The 25,030-nt window shown below is 35.0% G+C and carries 24 protein-coding genes; 8 read left to right on the top strand and 16 right to left on the bottom strand.

All coding sequences use genetic code 11. The features are described from left to right. Positions 1–6 precede the first annotated feature (6 nt). The 8 genes from B5X76_RS20170 to B5X76_RS20135 all read left to right on the top strand — a co-directional run bounded on the left by B5X76_RS20170 (position 7) and on the right by B5X76_RS20135 (position 9,267). Positions 7–489 (top strand): hypothetical protein, encoded by a 483-nt coding sequence (locus B5X76_RS20170; RefSeq protein WP_079645732.1) that lies wholly within the window; start codon positions 7–9, stop codon positions 487–489. Positions 490–718: 229 nt separating this feature from the next. Continuing rightward, complete coding sequence (locus B5X76_RS20165) at positions 719–1,693, top strand: hypothetical protein (protein WP_139375426.1); 975 nt, start codon at positions 719–721, stop codon at positions 1,691–1,693. Positions 1,694–1,696: 3 nt separating this feature from the next. Continuing rightward, positions 1,697–2,968 (top strand): hypothetical protein, encoded by a 1,272-nt coding sequence (locus B5X76_RS20160; protein ID WP_079645730.1) that lies wholly within the window; start codon positions 1,697–1,699, stop codon positions 2,966–2,968. 4 nt (positions 2,969–2,972) lie between these two features. Then, positions 2,973–4,334, top strand: a complete 1,362-nt coding sequence (locus B5X76_RS20155) for a hypothetical protein (RefSeq protein ID WP_139375425.1) — start codon at positions 2,973–2,975, stop codon at positions 4,332–4,334. 45 nt (positions 4,335–4,379) lie between these two features. Next, the gene (locus B5X76_RS20150) at positions 4,380–5,045 is read left to right on the top strand and encodes a hypothetical protein (RefSeq protein ID WP_079645728.1); all 666 of its coding nucleotides are present in this window, start codon (positions 4,380–4,382) and stop codon (positions 5,043–5,045) included. A 40-nt stretch (positions 5,046–5,085) separates the two neighbouring features. After that, positions 5,086–6,687 (top strand): hypothetical protein, encoded by a 1,602-nt coding sequence (locus B5X76_RS20145; protein ID WP_079645727.1) that lies wholly within the window; start codon positions 5,086–5,088, stop codon positions 6,685–6,687. A 1-nt stretch (position 6,688) separates the two neighbouring features. After that, on the top strand, positions 6,689–8,611 hold the full coding sequence (locus tag B5X76_RS20140) for a hypothetical protein (RefSeq protein ID WP_079645726.1): 1,923 nt from the start codon (positions 6,689–6,691) through the stop codon (positions 8,609–8,611). A 119-nt stretch (positions 8,612–8,730) separates the two neighbouring features. Beyond that, positions 8,731–9,267, top strand: a complete 537-nt coding sequence (locus tag B5X76_RS20135) for a thermonuclease family protein (RefSeq protein ID WP_079645725.1) — start codon at positions 8,731–8,733, stop codon at positions 9,265–9,267. A gap of 95 nt (positions 9,268–9,362) precedes the next feature. On the opposite strand, the gene B5X76_RS22075 is transcribed toward B5X76_RS20135, so the two are convergent. The 16 genes from B5X76_RS22075 to B5X76_RS20055 all read right to left on the bottom strand — a co-directional run. Further along, a complete protein-coding gene (locus B5X76_RS22075; protein ID WP_079645724.1) occupies positions 9,363–9,989 on the bottom strand; it encodes a hypothetical protein in 627 nt (208 codons plus the stop codon). 59 nt (positions 9,990–10,048) lie between these two features. Continuing rightward, the gene (locus B5X76_RS20125) at positions 10,049–10,531 is read right to left on the bottom strand and encodes a hypothetical protein (RefSeq protein WP_139375424.1); all 483 of its coding nucleotides are present in this window, start codon (positions 10,529–10,531) and stop codon (positions 10,049–10,051) included. Between the two features lie 234 nt (positions 10,532–10,765). Further along, positions 10,766–11,401 carry a hypothetical protein gene (locus B5X76_RS20120; protein ID WP_079645722.1) on the bottom strand — a complete coding sequence of 212 codons (636 nt, stop codon included), beginning with the start codon at positions 11,399–11,401 and terminating at the stop codon, positions 10,766–10,768. Positions 11,402–11,415: 14 nt separating this feature from the next. Further along, entirely contained in the window at positions 11,416–13,545 is a 2,130-nt protein-coding gene (locus B5X76_RS20115; protein WP_079645721.1) for a DEAD/DEAH box helicase, read from the bottom strand. 1 nt (position 13,546) lies between these two features. Beyond that, the gene (locus tag B5X76_RS20110) at positions 13,547–14,860 is read right to left on the bottom strand and encodes an ATP-binding protein (protein WP_079645720.1); all 1,314 of its coding nucleotides are present in this window, start codon (positions 14,858–14,860) and stop codon (positions 13,547–13,549) included. Next, complete coding sequence (locus B5X76_RS20105) at positions 14,857–17,154, bottom strand: tellurite resistance TerB C-terminal domain-containing protein (RefSeq protein WP_079645719.1); 2,298 nt, start codon at positions 17,152–17,154, stop codon at positions 14,857–14,859. The genes B5X76_RS20110 and B5X76_RS20105 overlap by 4 nt, the downstream gene beginning before the upstream one ends. A 486-nt stretch (positions 17,155–17,640) precedes the next feature. Beyond that, entirely contained in the window at positions 17,641–18,171 is a 531-nt protein-coding gene (locus B5X76_RS20100) for a hypothetical protein (protein WP_079645718.1), read from the bottom strand. 87 nt (positions 18,172–18,258) lie between these two features. Then, on the bottom strand, positions 18,259–18,597 hold the full coding sequence (locus B5X76_RS20095) for a hypothetical protein (protein WP_079645717.1): 339 nt from the start codon (positions 18,595–18,597) through the stop codon (positions 18,259–18,261). A gap of 152 nt (positions 18,598–18,749) precedes the next feature. Beyond that, complete coding sequence (locus B5X76_RS20090; RefSeq protein ID WP_079645716.1) at positions 18,750–19,328, bottom strand: hypothetical protein; 579 nt, start codon at positions 19,326–19,328, stop codon at positions 18,750–18,752. A gap of 51 nt (positions 19,329–19,379) precedes the next feature. Then, a complete protein-coding gene (locus B5X76_RS20085) occupies positions 19,380–19,886 on the bottom strand; it encodes a hypothetical protein (protein WP_079645715.1) in 507 nt (168 codons plus the stop codon). Between the two features lie 23 nt (positions 19,887–19,909). Further along, the gene (locus B5X76_RS20080; RefSeq protein ID WP_079645714.1) at positions 19,910–20,560 is read right to left on the bottom strand and encodes a hypothetical protein; all 651 of its coding nucleotides are present in this window, start codon (positions 20,558–20,560) and stop codon (positions 19,910–19,912) included. After that, complete coding sequence (locus B5X76_RS20075) at positions 20,553–21,464, bottom strand: hypothetical protein (protein WP_079645713.1); 912 nt, start codon at positions 21,462–21,464, stop codon at positions 20,553–20,555. Before B5X76_RS20075 ends, B5X76_RS20080 begins: the two co-directional genes overlap by 8 nt. Before the next feature lie 4 nt (positions 21,465–21,468). Then, positions 21,469–23,421 carry a DUF3732 domain-containing protein gene (locus B5X76_RS20070; RefSeq protein ID WP_079645712.1) on the bottom strand — a complete coding sequence of 651 codons (1,953 nt, stop codon included), beginning with the start codon at positions 23,419–23,421 and terminating at the stop codon, positions 21,469–21,471. Next, a complete protein-coding gene (locus B5X76_RS20065; RefSeq protein WP_079645711.1) occupies positions 23,421–23,903 on the bottom strand; it encodes a three component ABC system middle component in 483 nt (160 codons plus the stop codon). Before B5X76_RS20065 ends, B5X76_RS20070 begins: the two co-directional genes overlap by 1 nt. Further along, on the bottom strand, positions 23,896–24,624 hold the full coding sequence (locus B5X76_RS20060) for an ABC-three component system protein (protein WP_139375423.1): 729 nt from the start codon (positions 24,622–24,624) through the stop codon (positions 23,896–23,898). Before B5X76_RS20060 ends, B5X76_RS20065 begins: the two co-directional genes overlap by 8 nt. A 190-nt stretch (positions 24,625–24,814) precedes the next feature. Beyond that, the coding region (locus B5X76_RS20055) for an ATP-binding protein (RefSeq protein WP_176141152.1) at positions 24,815–25,030 on the bottom strand (216 nt) is incomplete at its 5' end.

Raw genomic sequence — 25,030 nt, 5'->3', positions numbered from 1 at the left:
ATCCCGATGAATAATTTTTTCTATAGGAATTGGTGGTTGTATTATTTGGCTTTCTTCCTGCTTTTAGGTGCACTGGTATATGCGCTTTTGTGGAAACCGATACAGAATGTCCAAATAAAAGCATTGACAAAACAGCTAGAAGATTGTCGTCAAGCAACTGCAATAGCACAGAAAGCTCTACCTCCAAAAATAGTCAATTGCGATGCAAGAGTCAACTCTGGGGGACCAGGTTATACTCGAACAAAACATATGTTAGGGAGTACATCTGGTACTGTAATTCTTCAATATCATACGCAAGTTGTGCCAGACGAAGTAAAGTTGATTTACGAAGATAAAGTTGTTGCTACAACAGGAGGATTGGTGTCTGGTCCTGGCCAATTGAGCTGGAATTATATTGCTGATACCAACAAACCCAATTACTGTTATGTAGAAGTTACTGCTCCACATGATAATACCATATGGGAGTACATTGTTAATTGTCCAAACTAAATAGACATGCATTCAAGAAAATATCCATTTTATTATTATTTGATCCTTTTATTATCTCTAGTAATAGCTGTCTTTATTTGGTATTGGTTATTAACTACAAAGTCCTTTTTGTGGCAGACAGTGAATCATACTGTACCTCAGGTTGAGGTTCAAAGTCATCCTGAAAGCACTAAGCAGTCTGCCGAGACCATGCAACAAAAAATTTAGACTAAACTAACAATTGATTTAAATGAAACAAAAGAACTTTTTATTTGTCGACATAGTGTCCTCCATTTTTCTTCTAGTTCTATTTATGGGTAATTTTTTGGGCCTATTATATATTACCGATTCAAACTTTATGGTGTCCATTATTGCGAGTCTACTCGTCGTGGTTTGCTATTATTTTATCCTTCAGATGCTAAAACGCAATAAAGAGCGTATGGCCAATAAGGGATATAAGGATGCTGGGATGTTATTTTTCTTTTTCTTTTTTGCGTTCGGAATAGGTAGTTTTTTTATTATTACCCATTTGATTAATATTGAAAAAAATGTAAAAGTTCAGCTTCAAACAGAAGCAGAACAAGTCATTGAAAAGGCTAAGTCAGCATCAGAAATTTACCATTCATCAGCCATGGATGCCATGCAAACATTCGAGGCCAATTTTAAAACAAAGCTTCAGGCTTACAAGGAGACCAGGAGCAATGCATTGTGGAATGAGCTGAGTAATGAACCCTACAAATTACCGGAATCTATATTGAAAAGTCCTTCCAGCACCATAGATGTTTCCGCTAGCAGCAATGCTATTTTACAGTCCTACCGGGTAAAAATCGAAGCAAACAAAAAGAATATTGATAGCCTTCAGATACAAAATATAGAAAGTATTACGGGTACGATCTTACGTTGGGACCGATTTAATGTGATGAAATCCTATCTAAAGTTGAATGCGGGTATAGCTGCTACAGAAACATACATTAATGCGCGTATAAAGGAATTGCCTGTTCAAAAGGAATCAATTAAAATAGCATATTCTGGAACACATATCCCGTTGGACAACCCATTTCAATTGGCTAAGCAGTACAAACCCAATTATCTTATTCCAGCGATTGTGGTTTTGATTATGCATCTATTTATTCTCATCCCATTTTTTACACACAAGATTAGGATATACCCCAAAAGCTCGAATCAGCGTGACGAGAATAGTCGTTCTGGAGCAATAGAATTATAAGATATGGATAGACATGAAAAGCAAATTGTACTATTAAATTGTAATAGTATACCAGTAGATGCACTGGATCAGTATATTTCTAGGGAGCAGATTGCAATATCTGAGTTTGAATCACACAGATTATCTGACGAAAAATTGAAAGAATTACGACGTTTAGATGATATTAGAAGTGGTATTTTGATTGATGAGCCGCAGACGTTGAATATTCCAGATGCACTTAGTATTCCTTCTATACCGAGTAAGGTAGAAGTGGAAGCTAGTGTTGTTCAGAAAATAATTCGCGGTGAAGTTGGCCTAGAAGAAATTGATTTTCACCTTAAGGGAGGAACTCTTACCATTGAGGAGCTTGAGCAGGGCGGGGCACCTCAAGAACAGATTAAAGCTTTAAGATACTTTAATGCAAAGAAAGGAGTATCTAGATTTTATAAAATTGAAGAATTAGCTCCAATGGAAGATGGGCGTACCGACATTTACATGATAGGTATGGCAGCATCTGGCAAATCTACTATGATGGCGGGATTATTTAAGTATGCAAATGATAATGCAATATTTATTCCGGATACCTATAACCAAGAAGGTAATGCCTATATGGAGCAACTCAAACGAGATCTTGATTATAAGATACTTCCGATGGGAACAGTCAAAGGAAGTTACAATTACATAGCTACTTCCTTTAAAGATTCCAATGGGATTAAGCATCCCTTTAATATTGTTGAGGTTCCGGGTGAGAATTACGCGAGGATGTTCTCTGAAGGGATGAATAGCGAGACCAATTACATTAAGGCTTTTGTTAATTACATAAAAAATAAGAACAAAAAGATTTTAGTGTTTGTAATTGATGCCAAAGCTGAAATAGACAAATTCACCAATCCTGATCTTTTTAATGCCTTAGATCAAGGGATAGCTTATAATAATATATTAGCCATGTTTCGTGACCATAAAATATTGGATCGTACAGATGCTATTTATTTTGTGGTCAATAAATTCGATGCATTAAAAAAAGATAGATACAGTTTTGATGACCGACCGGATGAAGAGTTAGCACTTGAATTTCTACAACAAGACTTTGCTTCCCTTTTATCAGCCTGTCAAGAGGCTAAATCAATGGCCAGAAATAAATTCAAGATTAAGGTATTGCCATTTTCTATTGGCGAAATCGTCAACGAAAAGATTTTATTAAAGTATAATCCGGAGAATGCAAAAAATATTATAGAGAATTTATTAGATGACAGTTTTATAGTGAGTGGCGGAGCTTTTTGGAAATTTAAATTTTAAGGAGATGAAAAATATAAAAATTATTATACAAAGAACATTAACAGGGTTGGAGGTAGATTACAAGTCGTCACCTATTAAAGAGCACGAGCTAGAGGAAGTCGGCATTCTTTATGATGAAAGGAATCTTATTAATCAGCTGGATTGCGATAAAGTTTTTTCCGTAACAAATACAGTGGATTTTAAAGTATATTCCTATATCTACAATAGGGATTTTGACGTTTCGAAACGAAGAGGATTTTATGCAATTCGACTGTTAGTACCGCGCAATTTGGTAGTATCTAATGTATTTGAGATTTTAAAAAAAATTGATAGTAAGTACGTTCATTATAGGGATAGGAATTCTTTAAGTAACCTCGACTATACAGAAATTTTAAATGAATTTGAAAGTATACCACTTTCGACGAACAAAATTATAGGACCCGTTATCCATAAAAAAGATGCATATGTGTTTTTAGATAAGGAGGAGGATTGGAGTAAATCTATCAACGCCCCCAAGTTCGAATTAGTACATAAAACATATTTCTTTGATCTTAAAGATAAAAGCTGTGAAGGTTCGTTAATAGAAAGTGGGATGATCGACTTTAAAGTAATACAAAATAGCATCATTCGGATGGTCACTATTCATAATCCCGAAAGTTTGCTTACTGGATTATGGGCTAACGAAACAAAATTAGATTTAAGTAATTTAACAAGCCATCAGTTTGATTTATTTTGTTTGACAACAGATAAAATTCATTATACATTTCAATTGAGTAATAAAAAGGAGCTTATCAATAACAATTCATTAATTCTTAGAAGACCAGCTTTTAAGCCTGGTCCAGGAGAAGGTGCTGAAAGTAACGGTTCTCTTTCTGTTTGGATTGGAGTAGGGGCATTGCTATTAGGTGCTGCTGCGGGATATTTTGGAAGACCATTTTTGGAGGAGCCTGAACCAATACCTATGGTTTACAATTCACAGGAAAATCGAATTGAAACGAATGCCCCCAGCTTCGATTTGAAAATAAGCAATGAAAATAGTAATGCCTTTTCGTTAAAAACACAAACTCAACCGCTTGACAAGTACTATTTTGTATACGATCCTATGGTGCCTTCTTGGAAATTCAGGATCCAAAATGATGCTTCGTCCAAGAATAGAATCTTGACCAAAACTGAACTCAAAACGCTTTTGAATAATGATACATTAAAGGTTTCTCAATTTATTAAAGAATTACAACTCTATGCAGATGTGGTGGTCATCGATAGTGTAAAATCCGAGAGATTAAGTAGTGAGACTAAGAGTATTCCCAGTACTAAATCTAACTCCGAAAAAGTTGTGACTTCAAAATCGCCCTCTGTGGATAATAGTAAAACTATTAGGAATGAATAAGAACTTATTTCTGAACACTAAACTCATCTTAACAAATTACGTAATATGAATAGCAAGTATAGGACACTTTATTTTTTATTAGGGACCCTAGGCGTAGGTTTACTTTTAGTTTTTGGGATGTATATTTTCAGTTTTTCGCCCAATCCTCAGGCCGTAGCAAAGAAGGAGTTGGCATCAGCTGGTCATGGTCACTTGGAAAGTAAAATTCACAATATGAGTTTAAAAAACTTCAATCCTGGAGTGTATAACACCTTATTGATAGAAATCAACTCTGGATACGATCAGAAATTGTTCAATGCAGATATTCAAAAGATGCTAAAAGATCGTTTGGATAAGAATTATCAAGATTTGGCTTATCAAAAGTTAAATAATTTATTGGCTGCGGCTTCATTGGACTATGGACAGATAAATACTATAATGCAACATCTTGAGACCACATTCGGGAGCAACAATAAATTGGCAGCGACCAAATCAAAGCTTAAAGCAATTGTATATTATTCAGACACGTTACCCAAAAAGGTGAATGCTTTTATTTCAGCTGGATTTGGAGGTTTTCAAGATGATCAATATGCTACGCTAAAGAAAGAACTTACTTCAGTTCCATCCGAAATTAAACAACGGCAATCAGTAAATGCTAGCATTAGCCAATCCACCCAAAAATTGAATAAACATTATGCGAATTACCAACAATGGTATTCGGAGGTAATGTAAACATTAGACAAGTCAATTAGATAGAACACCAAGATATAATATGAAAATATGGATTTTAATGCTCAGTGGAGTACTGTGGTATACTACTGTATTGGGGCAGAATGTCGGTTCTGTTCAAGATCAATTGATTCGTGAGGCTGCGATACAATTCAATAATAAAGAATATGAGAGCGTTCTTTTAACGTTGTCAAAACTTGAAAATCAGCAACGAAAAGGTCTCAATAATGAACGATATTTTTACTTTTCAATTCAAGGCCGATACAATCTATTGAAAGAAGGAGAAGATATAACATTCGAAAATATATCTAAGATAAGGGTGCTCACACAGAGTTATTTAAGTCATTTTAAAGATGGTAATAGTTCGATAATAAGGGAGATATCTGATATTCACCAAGATGTTAGTTATAACTATCCAAGTACACTTGATGCGTACAATCACTGGCAGTTGGAACAAGAGCGCTTAGCATTTGAGCACAAACAGAAAGAAGCCTTACGTAAAGTAGAAGAGACTTTTAACATAGGCGAATACCTTGCTACATTGCAACTTGTTGAGAAAGCAAGAGCAGAACAAATAACCTCATCCAAGTTTGATTATTACGAAATTCTTGCTAAAAATGAGCTTTATAAAGCGAGCAATTCTCCGAGTTATCAAAGTATTCAGGACTTGTTGAGAATGAGCGAATCATACTTGAAGCAAAGTGATCTAGACCAAAACGACCGAGACAAGATAGAGCAAATAGCCCTAAATTATCCTAAGACATTAGAAGAGTTTAATGATTTAATAGAATCAGAGCGATTAGCAGCTATAGAAAAGGATCAAGGAGAGAAGTTAAGTCAGATACAAAAAGATTATTATAGCGGAAATTATTCAGTTATTTTACAGGCAATGGATACTTTTGGTAGCAATTCTGAAAGAGCTGCTTCTTTCAGTTTTTTTAAAGCGATGTCGGCTTATAAGTATCTCTTAAGTAGGAAAGATACATATTACAATTATATTACTGCGTCAGATATTAGTGGTGTAAGGGATAATTTGTCTCTCTATATAAATAGATATGGAGATACTCAGCCTGCAAATGGAAATGAGGTTAAGCAAGCTCTTATAGATTTGAATAAGCAGTTTGGTAATAATGATTTTGATTTTAATAAGCTAAAAAATAGGGTTTTAAACGATCGAGATAAAGCATATAAAAGAGCAAGTCGGAAAATGTTTGTTAGTGTCGGGTATGAGTATGGAGAGGTAGCACCGTATGGTGTTCGTTTTGAAGTAGGAGGGCGAGCAATAGGTTTCTTTACGACTATTCGTTCCTCAATGATAAAGGACGAAAAGATCTTAAACTCATACGATGGAGTACCCAACAAAAATGAGATTATCATGGGACCTAATGTAAAAATAGCAAATTGGCTATTCTGGAATGTTGGACTGGGGTATGGTTATTTCTCTCATTTGTATCGGGATGATTACAAAAGAGAACAAGGCATTAGAAAATCCAACTATTTAGCCGGATATACAGGAGGTACATTACGATTAGGTTCAGTGGTAAATCTCTTGGGTGGGGTTTCTTTTATTGACCTCAGCAAGAAATACACACAACAAATAGGAAAGCCAGAGTATACTTTTGGTATTACATTTAACTTTAAATAGCATGAGTTTTTTAATGAAAAATCCCATTCACTTTCTTTTCATATTACTTTTCCTTTGTGCGTGTCAGAAAGGAGAAGAGTTCAATTATCAGCACCAAAATGTCAAAGCTATTACAAGTCTTACTCCTTCAAAAGTAAGTAGAAATACATCCATATTGGAAGGAAAAGTAAATACGATTAATAAATCTAAATTGACTGAAGTTGGTTTTGAATACGGTGTTAGTAATCGAGATAACGATTTAACGATGTCAGTTATTCATAATGACAAACGTGACACGGGACTTTTTTCTATAGAGATTACCGATTTGATCCCTCGCACAACATACTATTATAGAGCATACGCCAAAAACTCAAATGGTACCGCTTATGGTGAAATATTATCTTTTACTACATCTGCAGGTAGTAGTGCCATCGTTAATACAAAAGAAGCAACAGAGATCACCAGAACTACAGCTTCAATAACAGGAGTAATAACAGATAATGGCGGATACAAAGTTATCCAGAGAGGAATTTGTTATAGCAATACGACTTCCAGTCCGACTATTGCCAATACGCGTGTAGACGTTGCAGAGGACACTCCAAATTTTACATCGAACTTAACAAATTTGCTTGCGAGTACTAAATACTACACTCGCGCATATGCTATCACAAGCTATGGTACTACCTACGGCAATGTTGTGACTTTTACTACAAATCAAGCGATTTTAGCTACAGGATTGACAACTTCAAATGCAACTGCTATCACATTTAACAGTGCCACAATCAGTGGGCAAATAACCACAGATAATAATTCACCAATTACTGCTCGTGGGTTCTGTTATAGTACCAGTTCGACTCAGCCAACAGTAAGCAATGGTACTGTTATTCAGTCAGGTGCCGGTGTTGGTGCGTTCTCATCTTCACTTTCCAATCTGGCCTCAAATACGACTTATTACATTCGTAGTTATGCAACCAATACTGCAGGTACGGCTTATGGCAACGTCGTGAGTTTTAAAACGAATCTTCCTAGTCTACCGTCTTCCGTTATAGTAAACTACGTGTCCAGTATTTCAATGAATTCTGCTTTAAGTAATAGCTCCGTTGGCAGCGCTGGTGGAGGGATAATTACGTCTAGGGGAGTTTGTTTTAGTAGTTCGACTTCGAGCCCAAGTCTTACCAATGGCACAGTTCTAACTGCTGGAACAGGCATCGGTACCTTTAGTTTATCTCTCACTGGGCTAGTTCCATCTACTACTTATTACATTCGTAGTTATGCCACGAATGAAGCTGGTACTACCTACAGTACCGTATACACATTTAGAACTAATTCACCTAGTCTTCCTTCAGGTGTTATAGCAAATTCATCCAGCTCAATCACTCAGAATACCGCATTACTAGGTGGTTCAATTAGTAACGCAGGTGGGGGGACAATTTTGCAAAGAGGAGTAGTGATGAGTAGTAGCGCAAGTGTGCCAACATTGACAAATGGAACGGTTCTTACATCTGGCAGCGGAACTGGATCATTTAGTTTAACTGCCAGCGGTTTGATTCCCTCAACAACCTATTATTATCGAGTTTATGCGACCAATGAAACTGGGACTTCATATAGTTCGGTACAAAGTTTTACAACCAAATATCCATCCCCACCCGAAGGTGTAGTTACAATATCTGTCGCTGCACAATCTGGTAATGCAGCCTTAGGCAAAGGAAGTGTTGCATCAGATGGAGGGGCAACGGTCACTTCTAGAGGTTTTGTCTATAGCAGCAGTACAAGTAGTCCCACTATTTCAAATGGATCTCGTCTACAGGTTGGGAGTGGTACAGGAAGTTTTGAAGCTAACTTGACAGGACTAACCCGTGGTACATACTATTATGTTAGGGCTTATGCTACGAATAGCAGAGGGACGGTTTATGGATCAGTTATTACCTTTAGGACCCTGTTGTAGTTTCTAGACACTATCGTTAGTTGAGTTTTATCAATACTCTGCAGTATAAAAAATCACAGATTTGGTAAATATTGATTAGGGATAGTTGCGTTCCAGATTATAAATAAAGTTAATTATATATGTGTAAAATAAAGGTATTTGCATTTTTTGCAATCTTTTCGTCCCTAAGTCTATCTTGTGAATTAAAACAACTTTCCAGTGTCTACGATTCTCAATATAGTCCTGGCACCTACAGTGGCGATGGATATAGAATTGTCAAGTTGGTTGATGGAGATACTTTTTGGGTTGAGGATGGTGACAGCCATAGAATTAAAGTTAGACTGATCGGGATTGATGCACCAGAAGCTAGAAATGCGTTTAAGAAAAAGAAACATCCCTTTGGGGCAGAGTCCAAGGCTTATTTAGGGAAAATGGTTGAAAATAGCCCATACATTAATTTGACTTTCGATGTCGATAGAACTGATGCATACGGCCGTACCTTAGCGTACGCATTTCTGCCAGATGGAACCATGATTAATGAGCGAATGGTTCGGGATGGTTATGCCATATTGATGACTTACCCTCCAAATATCAAATACGAGCAAAAATTAAGAGATGCTCAAAAAAAAGCACGAGAATCCAATTTAGGAATTTGGGCCATTCCAGTTTTTGAATAAGTACCTAGTTAGTTAAGCGATCGATTTATTGCTATATAAAAAGAGCCATCTTCTAATGAAGATGGCTCATAATAAAGGCTTATCCTTTTTTTATATTACATTTCATCATCATTTCGTCGACAACTTGAACAAAGTCCGCCATAAACACCGTACTCATAGTTACCACAGCGAGAACAAGTGTTTTCCTCTTCGTCTTCTATTTGTCTTTTACAGGAATAGCAGTATTCGTTATAGCTATCTTTGTTATCACCGCATTTTGGACAGGTCACGGCTTGAATATCATTGTTTAAATCCCGTCTAACTTTATCATCGTCTGTATAAGTACATCCTCCAGAATCACCTAATGTAACTGTATAATGATACCCTTTATCCGAAGTAAATTCACACTCTCCGCTACTGATATCCTCTGGAGAAAAGTGCGATTCATCCAACCAGCCGCCATTTGGCCAACGAATTACTGTTAATTCCCCATTCTCTACCTCAACATCTAAGCTATAGGTATTTCTTGTCCCGGTTGAAGGATTATAATACTCCACTTCAGCACAGTATGTTCCATCTTCGTAACCATCAGATTCATCATCATTATGAGAATAATCTCCTTGAGAATTATCTGAAATATCAGAATAGCTTTCCTGATTATCTATAGGATTTTGTTTGCTGTTGCAGCTTGTATTGTAAAACAGAAAAACGGTAAATAGAAACGTTAGTGTTTTAATTTTCATAGCATCCGTTTGCTAGTATAATTTTTTTGACAATTTAGGCTTGGTTTTACCTTGTTAATTTAATTAGGATCATCGTTAGATCTGATATTAATTCTCCAAATTTGAGAATCTACTCCATATCCGTTTTGTGATTTTGATGAAATTATGCTAAAAGTAGTGGTAGCACCGCGATATAGTTGAACTATATTGCCGTCTTCTACAGAAGAATTAATTAGTTTACATCCATAACCTTTAATAGCATTAAGATATTCTGTATATTTTGCTTTGTTATGTATTTGAAGAGAGATTCTTCTAATATTATATGCTTCAGAAAAATAATATGAGAAAAATGAGTTGGCATTATCATTATATGCATTCTTTTGAAAGGCAAACTGTATTGATCCAAGGGAGTCTTCTGTTTCTTCATCAGCTTCTATAAATTCCCAGTTTTTAGAAGAAAGAAAATCAGTAGCTGTACCTAAATCCATTTTACGAATTTGTAAAATTTGGGACATTGTAAGATTTTGTGAAAAAACACTTGAAATACTTAAAATTCCGCTCATTAGTAAGGTGCTAAAAAATTTCATAAATATTAATGATTTAGTAGTAATTTATTGATTGCAAAAATAGATATATCGAAATCTTTGTGTTTACGGCTTACCGTATTTCTAATACTTTAATCTATCCATTACATAAGCAGATCCTTAAGTTTTAGCTTCTGAGATTGATCGATTTCAAAAGCTTGAGATGTATTTGTTTACACCCATTGGCACCACAAAACTAGAAGAGAAAAATAGCTATAAAAAATATCGCATTTCCACTAACTGTCTGCATTCAGGATAAGAGCCGTTGACTTTCCATTTAACAATCTCAGAATAATTTATAACAATATTATTGTCCCTATTGTAAATCCAAGCTAAGGACAGTTCGTCGAGAATTTTGAGATTCCTATCATATATTATCGATATGATCTCGGATTTACGTCTTTTGTCAAACAAGGCACCATCTTTTATCAGAGTATCAATTTGATTAGTGACTATCTCAAAGTTTTTGTAGAAGGAGGTTGCTGCTTTCAAATTTTCTAATTTACCATCCTCAAACAGAAGTAAGCTATTTAAGTCCTTAATTACCTCCACTTCTTTAATATTAGCTTGGAATACATTCAATATCTCGACTACTTTGGGCAGTGCTCCCAGACTATATGCTACAGAAGAATTACCTTGTCCTACGACTTCATTAAATAGAATAGCTTCTATTCCCGACCTGATATTTTTAGCTAAATTAACACTGTTCGTTGTTACTGCTATTGTTTTTGATGTAGAAGGTTTGTTTAACAGAGCATGTGCTTTGAAATTAACAAACTCTCTAATCAGTAGCTCGATTGTGTTTCTTTCCGTATCAATAATAATCAGTACAATGTGAGTAATCTTCATGGCAAACAATAGATTTATTTATGATGTACCCAGTTAACGTTGCCCAAAAATTCTGCAGCGCTGTCAAAATCGAAATAGCGACTCTTTAAAACCTCGACCTGTAGGTCACGTGGGAGTAAATGACCCCATTTTGAGAAATTAAGAAGCGCTGGGTTTGCGATCACCATATTCTCCAAATGAAAATCGATATCTTCAAGTATAGCCGATATTTTAGACACTGTTGCCTGCCAGTTGAACCCCTCATTTTCGTTAATAATAATGGTGCTTGATGAATCTATCAAACGCGAGGTAATATTTGCCTGTCCAAAAAGGAAAGTCAACGTCTTATTTACTTTTGAACCATGAAAAGTATGTAGATGAATAGAATTCTCCTTTAGGACAAAAGGTCGATCATCCTCCAAGCTTTCTATGTGAAATCCACTGAATTCTTTTCTTAATTCTCGGAGCTGCTCGGTTGAGGTTTCGTCCAATTCTGTATACAAGGTGTCCTTAAGCAAAATTTCAAGCATTTTTATTCTAATTTTCGGATGTAATGTACCTGCATCACCTCCAAAAATAGGCGCTTTTCCATCATTGGCAGGATTAACCAGGATCTTTTTGGATTTAAAATCTACATCAAGAATCTTCCAGATCTTTGCCGCGAGTAAAAGATTTTCCCCTACAATTACTTGTGGCGAATACGGGATATCACCAATTGATTTATTTGCATGTATAACCTTAAAGTTAGGCTCTGAGCTAAACACGGTATAGAATTCTCTAGAGTTCACTACGCGTTCGCCCTCTATACCCACTATGACTTCTTTTCCCAACTGTTCGAGACGGTCTGTTTCTATAAGGTGAGAAAGGATATAGGTGAACTCCTCGGTAGAAATATCATTAAAAGCGAAGTTACTTGCAAACTCTGTTGTCAATGCCTGGATATTTACACCTTGCTTTTGCTTTACAAAAGATAAGATCTGATGTACAAGAAGATCAAAACTTTTGATACGAGTTTCGGTTGGTTCAATGAAATCCTGATTATACAATTCCCAACATGCAAGCGACTGTAACAAGCTCCACTTATTTGTGGCATACAGTAGGAGAGAGCTCGGTTGTCCATCTCGTCGTCCGCTTCGTCCTACTCGCTGTATGAGAGAAGATATAGAGTGCGTAGCGTCTATTTGAACCACTTGTTCTACACTTCCGATATCGATTCCCAGCTCCAAAGTTGAGGTACAAGAGATGACGAATGGATGATACTTATTGTTTTTTGCAAAATATTCGATACCCTCTCTGAGTTCCTTGTCCACCGAAGAGTGGTGCGAAAAGTAGGATTGATGACCAGCTACCTTTTCTGATATCTTTTTGAGTTTTACGGCGACTTCTTCTGCCCGTCCCCTACTATTTGGAAACACCAGCACTTTGCTATTACTAGTCTTCTTGTATAGATCTTTGAGTAAATGTAGGGATAGTGAGGTAGCGTCAGATTCAAAGTATAAAAAACTCGCTTTTATCGGTTTAGACGCTTTGTCTCTTAATACTACTGTATTACTTTCATCTCCTGTCATTTTCTTTGCCTCTTCAAAGCTCCCCACCGTTGCGGATAGCCCGATGATCCTAGGAGAAGAGTTAGAACTTCGCAAGATTCTGTATAAAAGAGACTTCAATTGCGTACCTCTGTCTGAACCCATAAATGAGTGTATTTCATCAATAACGATATACTTTAATTGATGAAAAAGAGCTCTGACATAATAAGGTCGGTTAATCAGCATAGCCTCCAACGATTCTGGAGTAATTAGTACAACACCGTTGGGGCTCTTTACAAGATTTTCTTTTGCGGTTCGGTTTGCTTCACCGTGCCATTTAGTAACTGCTATATCCAGTTCGCGACACATATCCTCCACACGTACGAATTGATCATTTATCAATGCTATTAGTGGAGAGATGTACAATACTTCGACACTATCATTTAGACGTTCAATTTTGGATAAGATGGGGAGAAATGCTGCTTCCGTTTTACCAGAAGCAGTTCTACTAGCTAGAATATAATTAGCATCCGTCAGCATTATTTTTTCTATCGCAGCCACCTGGATAGGGCGAAGCCCTTCCCAACGCTTCTCTTTGATATATCTCCTTATAGGCTCAGATAGAAGTTCAAAAGCCATATTATAACTCTTCTATACTATCAATAAGTGCATCTACAGGTCTCTCGTCCTTAATCTCAATGCGACTGAATAATGAATTCTTATCTAATTCTGGATTTTGGCGTAATACACTCAATATATTCAAGAAATCTCTAATAACCTCTCTTGGTGTAAGAAATTCACTAGCACCCGGTTTGTTATAAATCTCTTCCATAAATGTATGTATCTCATCGTCCGATATGGAGATTTCAACTTTATAGTTAAACTCAAAGACTTCTTTTAACTTTGTCAACAGTACAAAAATCTCATTATGGTCTATTGGCATTAATCGAATTACAGGTTGTGCAAAATCTCGAATGGAGGAAGTCTCAAACTTATTTGTCTCCAATCGAGATTTGAGTGCTTGATAGCTGAAAAGGCCTCTTCTTTCATTCTCAAGAAACTCTCTTGTTCCTGCAAAGTTGATGAATAGATTACTTACCTTACCCTGAAAACAATCATTATATATGGTTAATATCTTTTCATAGTTCTTTTCTCGCATTGCCGCTGTTGAGATTTTATATAGGTTTATGGCCTCATCAAGATTAATCATAAATCCACTATATCCCATGCTCACAAATAGAGACGTGAAGTTTTTGAGCATATCATAGTAGTTAAGGTCATTTATTATCTCCCTTACTCCCAGCTCCTGTTTAGCTTCCGTTTTTGTCTTGTATTGCCCCTTTAGCCATTTTAGCGCATTCCTTTTCAATAATTCATCGTCCAGCACATAGCCTTCATAGTACTTCATTACTACAGTCGCAAAATCAAACCCACCGACATCCGTCAACGCATTGATGGATTGCATTATTTTGTTCTGTACCAGCACCAGATATTTCTCTTCTCTGATCTCTACAAGAGATATATTGTTTTCTGTCGCAGTACTCACTATGACTTGTTCGATCCATTTTTCAAGCAGAGTTGCCAATGCCCCACCTTCAGCCTTTGTTTGGATAGCAATATTATCCATTATCGCAGTGTACAGTATTAATGCTTTACCATCATTGGAATAAAGTCTATTGTCTGGTGTAAAATCTGCTGTAGACACTACAAATTTTTGTTTCAGCGCTACAGTATTTAGTAGATGTAACATAAACGATTTTCCAGAACCAAAATCTCCAATCCAGAATTTCACCATACTGTGTCCTTCTTTTACATCTTCGAGTGCTTTAATAAAAGCATCCACTTCGTCCGATCTACCTACAGTGATGTGCTGTACTCCAATTCTTGGTACTACTCCGCCAATTAGAGAGTTAATGATCGCGGTGGCTTCTTTAGGTTTTACGTTTAGCTTCATGTTTTTATTATCATATTATAGTATTCCTCATTCATCTCAAAATAATCTTCATCTCGTTCTTCGAGAAGATTATCATCCAATACCTCGTAGCATATCTCATTAATATTGTTTACCAATGGACCAGACCTCAATCCGTACCTCTGCGCATATTCTGCAATTTCCTGCTGTTCTAAGCTAAAGCCATTTGCAGCGAATAGCTGAATCAATTTGATCTGGTCTCTGTTTAATTCTATGTCAACGATCATCTCACTTGAAGGTGGTACATTTGGCATCGAGTTCACTACCACTGCTACGGTATCGGTGGGCGCAGTAGTGTTCAGAGCAGCAGGAGTATGGTTTTCTATATCAATCTCGTCCTGCAATAGTGTGTTCAGTAAATCAACGGTATTTCGATCCTGTTCCTTCACTGTTTTTATAGTTTCAAGATTTAGGCTGATCTTTTTACGTACTGGTTCGTATATACTATTAGCTTTCTTTATCGCTGCAAGAATATTCTTGTCCTTTTTTAATTGCGTTACGATGTCTATAAATGACGATTGGTGCTGATCGTTGTTAAAGAGTCTCTTTTGAACAGTTTTTGTTAGTTGTTTATCATCAATTTTATCCGACTTAATGTCGGCGTTTACATAATATAAATAAAGTCGTACAGCTTCTATCTTATCATAAGGAGCAATGATTTTCGATGCTTCAAAGAAAATGTTTTCTCCAGATTGGTTTCGACTATTTTCCTCAAAGAGTGTATGTATGCTTTGTGCAAAAGTCCCCGCTGTGTCTTCAGTTAGGTTTTGTTTCAACGTATCTAGTTTCACTTTCCATCTTGTGGTATTCTGTTTGTTCAGTTCTAGTTCCGTTTCAAAATCAGGTTCCACTATGAGAGATATCAAAACGGGTAATATTTCATCGACATAGTTACCCAATCTTTTATTAAATTCATCAGCAAGTCCTGTGAAATATGAAGAATAATCACCAGAGACCTTCCTTTTATGTCCCCATCTATCCCGTACCACATTTTCCGTGCGTTTGAAAATTGTAGTATATACCTCTTCTTCAATACGGATAGGAAAATTTTTACGACCATAATCATCATAAAAATACCAATAGCCCTCGCCGGTATTTCTATTTATCTGTATTGCAGATTGCGTTAGTTTTTCAATTTCAGACTTAACAGAGGACTCTTGTTTTTTCAGCTTCTTCTCAAGCCGTTTTACTACCTCTAAGAAAACAGAAATAGTCTGCATGCAACATCCATCTACCGAGGTGAAAACGTTGTGTATACCTGTTACTTTGTTGACTAAGGAGACTTGGTTCCTGGAGAGCCCCATTTTATCTTTAAATCTCTTGCCAAGTTTCCAGTTGTCATACTCGTACCCATCATGTGTGGTCGAAGGGAAACTTTCATAACGCTCTGGCTCAGAGGGAGTGTTTTCAGAACTTGAGGTTAAATATTTTGCCTTTATGTTATTCAATATATCATCAATACTAATCGGTTTAGTTGTTCCATTGGTCGTTTCTTGTTCGATTGATGTTTCTTCCTTTCGGTAAATGAGACTTTCCGAATTGTTATCTACATCTATTATTGATTCACGGTTCATAATCATATTGCTTGATGAGGCAGGTCGAATGTCATTTACCAATTCTATATGTTTGTCTGCACTCGATCCCTTTGTTTTTTCGCATACAAAGTCCTTTGATACGTACGCTTTGTCTATTTCGTTATCTATTAAGTTGGATTTATCTATTGTTTCGGCAATAGGAGGGGCAGTATTGGGCAATGGTGGCGGGACTGCGTGTACTACGTCGGTGTCAAATATTTGATTCTTCGACCTAGTTATAGGTTGAGATATATCCTGACGAGGGGGCGCAGGCTTTCCAGTCTTTCTAGACTCTATTATCATTCTAAATCCTTTGACCATATTTTCGACAGAAAACTTGTCATTTTTCAAAAGAGTTAACGTAAGTTGATATAGGAGTTGTTCTCTTTCGCTAGATTTTACATCTTGTCGAAGCAAGTACTTTTCTGTTATAGAAAGTTTTAATAGCGCCAGACCTACTATCTCAAAAAAATTAGATGGCCACAATACATACTTCCCATGATGCTTTGTTAGATAGTTCTTCCAGTTATCTCCAAAATAGGAGTACGCATCAGAGTTGTTTTGCAAAGGTAAAGTGGGAGGATAGTGTCCACTATTCCTTCCGGCTGATGGTATAGAGCTAAAGCCCTTTTGTTTGCTTTTTTTGTTTGTAGTCACCCATATAATTATAAATAACAAGAGTATTCCAAAGAATGCTTCCATATCTGCTGCTTACTTAAAAATAAATTATTTATGATTTCTCTATCTATCTGTTCCAATTAAGACCATTCGATGGCTCAAGAGATACAACCAACATTTTATAGACTAATAATCGTTTAAACTAATTTATTACATTTTTGTATCAAAGTCAACGTTTTTCAAACTATCAACAATTTTATATTGTATTATTTATTGTAAATATAGTTCTTTAACCAGGTGGAAAAATAAGGGAAACCGTAGTGTGATCTTTTTTAGATGAGCTTTAAAGCTATAATTTGTGTCTAGAAAATTCTGAACATTTTAAATATAACTTGAGAATTTTGATTTTCTTATATTAGTGTTAGTTCGCTTAATCTATTTTGATCAATGATTAATTCCTTCCATAGATTTCCTTCATGTTATCCTTGCTTATCTTCAGAGCAAATACTAAATCGGCTTTCGAGATGCCAAGTTTCGCAAAGAGAATTTAAGGTTTCAAAAGCTGTCTATTTAGTTTTCAGTAAATGATATTAGAATATTACATGACTGCGATTTCATGCCATACCTTTTGTCAATACAGATGTTTACCTTTTGATCATTGTATAATCCGGTTGATTCATTGGACCTACCTGTTGGGGCATTATAGACGTCACCTTTTGTTATAGGCTTATCAATATTTAAGCTCTTTAGGCAGTTGTTATAAAGCTCGGCTGTCTCAGATAAATCAACTTTCTTCGTAATCAATATGTTTACTATAATGTCACTATCTAAGGCTATCAAGTAATTAGCCTTTCCCAGTTCTTTTGTTAATACAGTACGTTTTAATTGCTTGATAGAGGGCGTTTTTTGAAGATTAAGTACGTTTTTAAGTTTGTTTAAACTATCTCCGATGACTATACCTTTGTAGTCTATTATACTGAATACTTCTACGTTTGATGATCCGGTGAGATCATATCCGACCTTTCCTGAATTCAGTCTATCCTGGGCATTAGACATTAAGGAAAGAAGTATAGTCAAAAGTGTAAAAACTATTTGTTTCATATTTACTGTGTCAATTTTTATCAAAGTTCCAAAGCAAACTGCATATTTCAGGTAACTAGCTTCATACAATGTATCAATACCTAGCGATTAATACGGCGGAGTCAATTTTTTCTCCATTTCATCTGTAACGCTGTAAATATTTTTATCTACTTTGGGCCAAACTGTAAAGTATCTCCATTGTTTTCCATCAGCAGTACAAGCTAAAACATATTCATTTTTAGTTATCTCTTTTACGTGGTATTCACCACAGCCTGTTATATCATTTTGGACTAGTAATTGACCTATTTCAATTAATTCGTCGGATGAGGGGCTTCTCCAAGGCAGATTATAAACCTTAGGGTCATTCGTTACATTGGAACCGGTTGTACACGACGAAACAACTGTCCAGATTACTATTGCAAAAGCGAATATGTATGGTATTCTCATATTTAAGATGTTTCGGTTTTACGTCTAATATAATTAAAATTCTATCTTTTTTATAATGTTAATGGGTATAAGCTAAGGCTTTTTATAACACCACTTCGGAAAGAGATATTATTCAGTAATTACCCAATAATAGATTTTAAGTTATGTCCGAACTATTGACCAATTATAGGATTTAATTTATTCCTGAAATGAGTTTCTAAATAGGGGAGAATCATCTTATAGTGATTTTGCGCGTTAACTTCCAGTGTCGAAACTCTAAATTTTAAACCATAAATATTTTCTCTAGAATGCAGTTTCATACCAAATGTTCGTTGATTCTGATCTTGAAAGACATGTTGATTTATTCTATCAAAAAGACATTCGCTTTTTCCTAAATAGAAAGGGATCCATTCTCCGTTTAAATAACTATCCATTTTCTTGTTAGCTACATCGCATCTCCTTTTTTTAACTCCAGGAGACCACATGTGGAATACGCTTTCATGTCTCCATATTTCGTTAAAATTTCTAAAGTTATTATTTACAACAGATCGAATATAATTGCCAGAGGTGGGTATCTGCATCTCAAAAAAATACAAACCTCTTCCCTTAGATATGTTTTGAAATTCATCTTTAAGTTTATCTGACAAGGTAAATTCTATTAAATTTGCCTTGTCAAAATCTATTGAATTTAATTTCTGCTTAAAGCAATTAATAGCCTCAGTTATTTTTCCGTCTAATTCATTAAATGGCATAGTTACATGAATTTATTAATGATATACTCTGTAGGAATATTATTGACAATTCTAGATAACATCATCAATGATGTCGAGTTGAACAGTACTTATCACAGCTTCCTTACCTTTTTCTCGCTCATCAATTGTATGACCTTGAATTGAAGAATTACTCATACTTAAAATCAAAAAAGCAGAATAAGTCTGAGATTCATTTATTTTTCCATCTGAACCACGGTAGCTGATTATGAGATCGACAGGTTGTTTTTTATCTATGGCTTGTTGTATTCGCAGTTTCAGCCTCTCTACTGTAAGCTTTTTTAGTACAGCGGGCATGTCCTTTAAAAAATGCCTTATGGTAAACACACTATCTTTATAATCAATTAAAAGATTTGGGTTTTCTCCGTTGCACTTGATGAAAAGTTGAGTGAATTCTTCTGTTGATAGAACATATTCTTGTGCCCTAGTTAGGACACTGTTTGCTGCGTCGTAGGATTTTTTGGGATCATCAAGAAGGTTATATTCTTTTATAAAATCTTCTAACTTTATTATAAAATTATTTATTTCATTAACTGTCATTTTTGTCGTTTTTTTAAATTGATTTATTTACTATCTTGAATTATTTCTTTTATGAGTGTTTGGGCGATATCAAAAGCAACGGTCTTACTCTCAAAGTACTGATCACGTCCATCTAGTGCCCCAAGGACTAATGGTTCCGGAGAACGAGGTTTTTCCGTATAAACTATTGTGCATAATGTATCTTTGTCAACTGGAGAGGCAGTGTGTAAAGTGTCTAAAGGAATGCTGTAAAGTGTATTCGTACAATGAATTTCTTGTGACTTCAAGGATACATTTCTAGTTTCTTCTGTTTTTTTTAATATACGATTATCATGATTCTGGTAAGCTCCTTTATAAACATTTAAGGTAGTTCCATATTCATCAAAATAAAATATTTTGTTTTCTAAACAACCTCTGTAAATCAAACTATTGACTATATAGTAGTGATTGTGTATATTAAACATCGCTTGTTGAGAATGGTACTCGTTGTTCCAGATATGGATTCTTATAGTTTCTTTGTTCTCAAATTCGTGAAGTTTTGAATATATAAAGCCTAAGGGATGGTAGAACATGTTATTTTTTAAGTATTCAGAATTTGATAGAAAGAAAAGTAATTTATCACATTCTTGAACAAGAGCAGCCGCTTCTTTACGTCTAAACTTGAGTCTTAAAAAATCAAAATTATAGTTATCCATAATGTTCTTTTTTATCGTTAATAGTTCTAAGAATATTCTGATAATCGTTAGAATTTAATCCCTGGTTTATATTTAATTGTTCACATATCATTTTGATGTCGGCTTCGTTTAAATTGTGAAGATCAAATTTTGAATTCAATGAGATTTTTAACAATTCATACTGCTTAAAAGCATGAAGTATTTCTTCTTTATAAGTTCTATAAAGAAATGAACCTTTTCTACATATTATAGCAGCTTCACTTTTATCCTCTTTGGTAATAATAGCAGCACTAGAACTCATATCTATCCTCATTGTTGAGAAATTGTTTTTTAAACAAATTTGAAGGTCTAGAAGTGGGTTTTGGGATTTATAAATAGATGCTACAACTATAGTAGCTATTGTTTCCCATTTGACGTAATCTAAAGTCCAAACATCTGTTTCTTTCTCTGCCGATTTTAAGCTCTTTCTGAATTCTGCATATTTCTCACATAAAGAGTTGTTTTTAGGATCAATGAACTGTAATTTAAGAGATTTATGTTCATTTGTGCGTTTTGCGGATTCAGATAATTTAGGAATGGTAGCGTATCTTGTATACCTTCCCATTCCACCTGAAAAGAACCATAGTTCAGTAGAAATTGCTTCTTTTTCGAATATTTCTTTCATTTTGAAAGGTTCTATTATTTCGAATTTTTTCTCTTCATCAGGAAGTTCTATATAGAATAGAAATAGTCCTATTAGAACAGTCACTAATAGAGATACGATGGAATTTTCAATTAAGCTCGTTATAAGCGGAATCCAATTACCGCTTTCATTATTAGTCTGGAGGTGAATTATAACTCGAATCAGGAATAATCCAAAAAGAATTGTAAGCATTAATATTAGAAAACTTCTTCTCGAAGCCTTATGTTTTAACAGAGTTTTCATCGTTTTATATCCAATCTAAAGGAATTAGTTTAGAATTATTTCTATTATCATTATTGTCTCTCCACCTTTCGACCATGTGTATATTATCGAATGTATTCCAATTTTTTTCTCCTGCATGTTCTAATACTATTACTTGAACCTTTCCTTTAGTAATTTTGTTAAATTCTGAGAGGGTTGAGAAGAGATTCTTCAATTTGGATGTGTCTTCATCATTTTCGTCATCTCCTTCAGGAAAATATGCTTGTGAAGGCTGATCGAAGATCAGAAATGGAGCGATTTTGGAATTCGTTATGCCTACTAGGTATTCGTGAATTCCTAGCATTGTAGAAATATGATATCCCATATAATTCTCACCACTTCCCATTTGATTAAGTGTATAGGCGGAAACTGTTTCAGGGTTGAATACAATCGTCAATTCATCTTTTATATCTAATGATATTTCTAAATTACTCCCCTGTAATTCAAGTAACTCTGCATACTTCTTTATATTGGTGTTAATAGCAGAGATTGTGTCATCATACCTTTTCTTCAAAGCATCACGGCCTACTATCTTTTCAACTCTTTCAATTTCCTCTCTTAAAAATGAGGTGTCGTATGTTGAGATGTTGTCAGAAAGAGTTTCAAACTCACTTAATGAAGTTTCTACTGTTCCAATAAATTTATTAATAGAGGCATTTGTTTGTATATAGTTGTACTTATCTTCATTGCTATTCTCTACCGATAAGACTGTTCTTATTTCGTTTAGAGCAGATTCTGTATTAGTAATTTCTTCTTTTACTTTCGTGATTTCTTTTTTTAGTATCAGATTTGAGTCTTTCACTTTGTCAATCAGTCCACCTATTCTACTCCTTAATAAACTAAGATTCTCAAATTTGTCTTCAATGGAAGACTCTACGTTGCAAAAGGGACATGTATGATCTTTTATTTCGTGTTTTAAAATCCAAGATAATGGAGATAATCTCGCTTCTTTTTGAATGTTATTATTACCGATGTCGATATTATTTGCGGAAACACTATTCAGTAACACTAGTTTTCTAGATAAGTCCTCTAAATGTTCAGCCTGTTTTCTCTCATCTTTTAATAAATTGAAGATTCTTTCTGAAGACTTTATAGTTTGATTCTTGGGAATTAATACATTGCTTACATCAACATTCTTTAGGCTTTCTAATTGAGATATTACAAAATTATCATCTAAGATTGCCATTTTGTTTTCGTCTATTATGCCGAAATCAATAGCCTTATGATAAAGTTTCAATAGTTCTGCATTAACAGAGTAGTATTTTTCGACGTTTTCAGAATGCCTTACTTCTTGTATTTTTAGTTGTCTTTTTATCCTCTTCAAATAAGATTTATACTCCAGTATTTCATTATCTTCAATGTTCAGATAATAAGGAAAAAACAGCCTAAGTTTTTCTTTGCTTACTGAGCTATCAGCTTTATAAAAAAGTATGTTCTGGTTTGCTACAATATTCTGCGGTTGAAAGTTTAATGATATTGAAGTTCTGAAACTAGGCCTTTGGTTTTCAAGAGAGTTGATAACGCTTTTTTCAGCTTGTCCTTGCTCAGCAAAAGAGAATAAGTTATTCAAATACTCCTTAATTTGTGACATATGATAAGGAAACTCTTCGACACTTGTCGGAATAGTTATCGAAGTATCTTCTATTTTATGGAAAGAGTTAGAAACTGTATTACCAGTGCTTTCTCGTATCAAAAGGAGTTGTGTTTTTTCTAACTCAATCAAAATTCCGAAAGCAGATGATTTGTCTCGAATAGGCCCAACCGATATCCCGTTTCTAGAACTAGCAAGACAGTATTCGATTACATGTATTATTGATGACTTGCCCCTTCCGCTACCACCCGTTAAAACATTTACTTTAGATGTATCGAATGATAGTATTCTTGGGGTTTGGCTCTTGTCGACTGGCCATATTATTAGTTTTGAGATTAAAAATTTCATTATCTTAAATTAAAGAATGACACATACTCAACATCGGTGAGCTTAGAGACCCATTTTGCAAGCTTTCTAGAAGCTTTTATTAGCTCCATTACTTCCTTATTGGTACTAGAAAACTTTTTGTTAGTTTTTAAATATCTAACAGAGAGATTTTCGGGGTCAAATTCCAAAATATTCAAATTAGTACCTACTTGAATTGTCTTAGTAAGGTCTGTAAATAGTTCCGAAACTTGTAATGGTAATGATTGAAAAATTATTTTATTTTCCTCTATTAAATTTATTAACCCTTTGATCTTATTTGATTTGCCGTTTGAATGGTTTACTAGCACTTCTGTATAGCAAAAAGGAAGAACAACAAAAAGTCTTTCAAACTCAACTTCCTTTTTTATTTCTTCTTGGTATGTTTTTACATATTCAACAATTAGGAGAGAGGAGAGTGCAACATTTTGATAAATTCCATATGAGCTTATTGTCGCATTATTCATCTTTCAATTTCTCCTTCCAATTGGGGTGCCACCCTATTCGTAGTTGATTAGATAGAATTTGAAAACCACCCAGAACAGTGTACTTCTGTTCAACTTTATAGTTCGCAATTTTGAAGTCAGTATTAGATTGACATTTCAAATAGACAAGTTTGCCTCTGTTTTTTTCTTCTAGGCTATGGTTTTGGATATTTTCTATTTGACTAACTGTGTCCCAATGAGACCTTAAATCATCATCGAAACTATCTATATGGCTCCGGAAAGGAATTGTTCCAGATCTAGCCCATCTATCTCTTTCTAGACTAGCTTTTTGGAAATCCAAAATTGCATTGAATTTCTGTTCATCACTTGCTTCAATCAAATTCAGTTGTTTAACAAAATTTTCATTGTAATCGCTAGAAGTCACCTCTCTAAGAGGGAGTAGATTTGCGGCTTGTTCTATAAAAGGCTTGTTGTTGAAGTTAGCAATATAATTATCTTTTATTGTTAATACCTCCGCACTATATATAATTCCTTCTGACTTTTGCCTCCATTTTTCACAAGTTTCATCTACTAACCATCCTAAAAGGTGTCTGTATAGTTCATTTTTTATAATGGTTTCACTTACTCTTAAATTAGATATGACATGTTCTTTAAATTCTTCATGATCGGTATAAAGACTGTCGGAGTTTATCATCACTAAAGAAAGAACCCGTTTGATGCATTTCTCGTCGCAACTACTCATTATACTGTCGTAATGTTTTTTTGCGTCACCTTCTAGAGATTCACCTAACTTAATAAATTGATTGTAATATTGTTCTATACCTTCTGTAGTGTAGTTCTTATCTGGATATAATGGTGATGTTGACCCCTCCGCTGGACATACTGACCCCTCTGTCGAGGATTTCTACAGTCCAACTGATGACCTGACAATATTACTTCTTTTTTCTTAGACTTTCGCCTTTTAGCTCAATTCGATATGAGCCATGAATTAGCCTATCGAGTATGGCATCTGCAATTGTATCTTCTCCGATTACATCATACCAACTGGCAACAGGTAACTGGCTAGCAATTATGGTCGATGCCTTAGCGTGCCTATCTTCAATTATTTCCATTAGATCCAACCTTTGTTGCTGGTCTAGATTTACCAG

This window comes from Sphingobacterium nematocida (assembly GCF_900168125.1).
Classification (GTDB): domain Bacteria; phylum Bacteroidota; class Bacteroidia; order Sphingobacteriales; family Sphingobacteriaceae; genus Sphingobacterium; species Sphingobacterium nematocida.
Note: the sequence above shows the minus strand (reverse complement) of the source record. Positions and strands in the feature narration are given on the sequence as shown.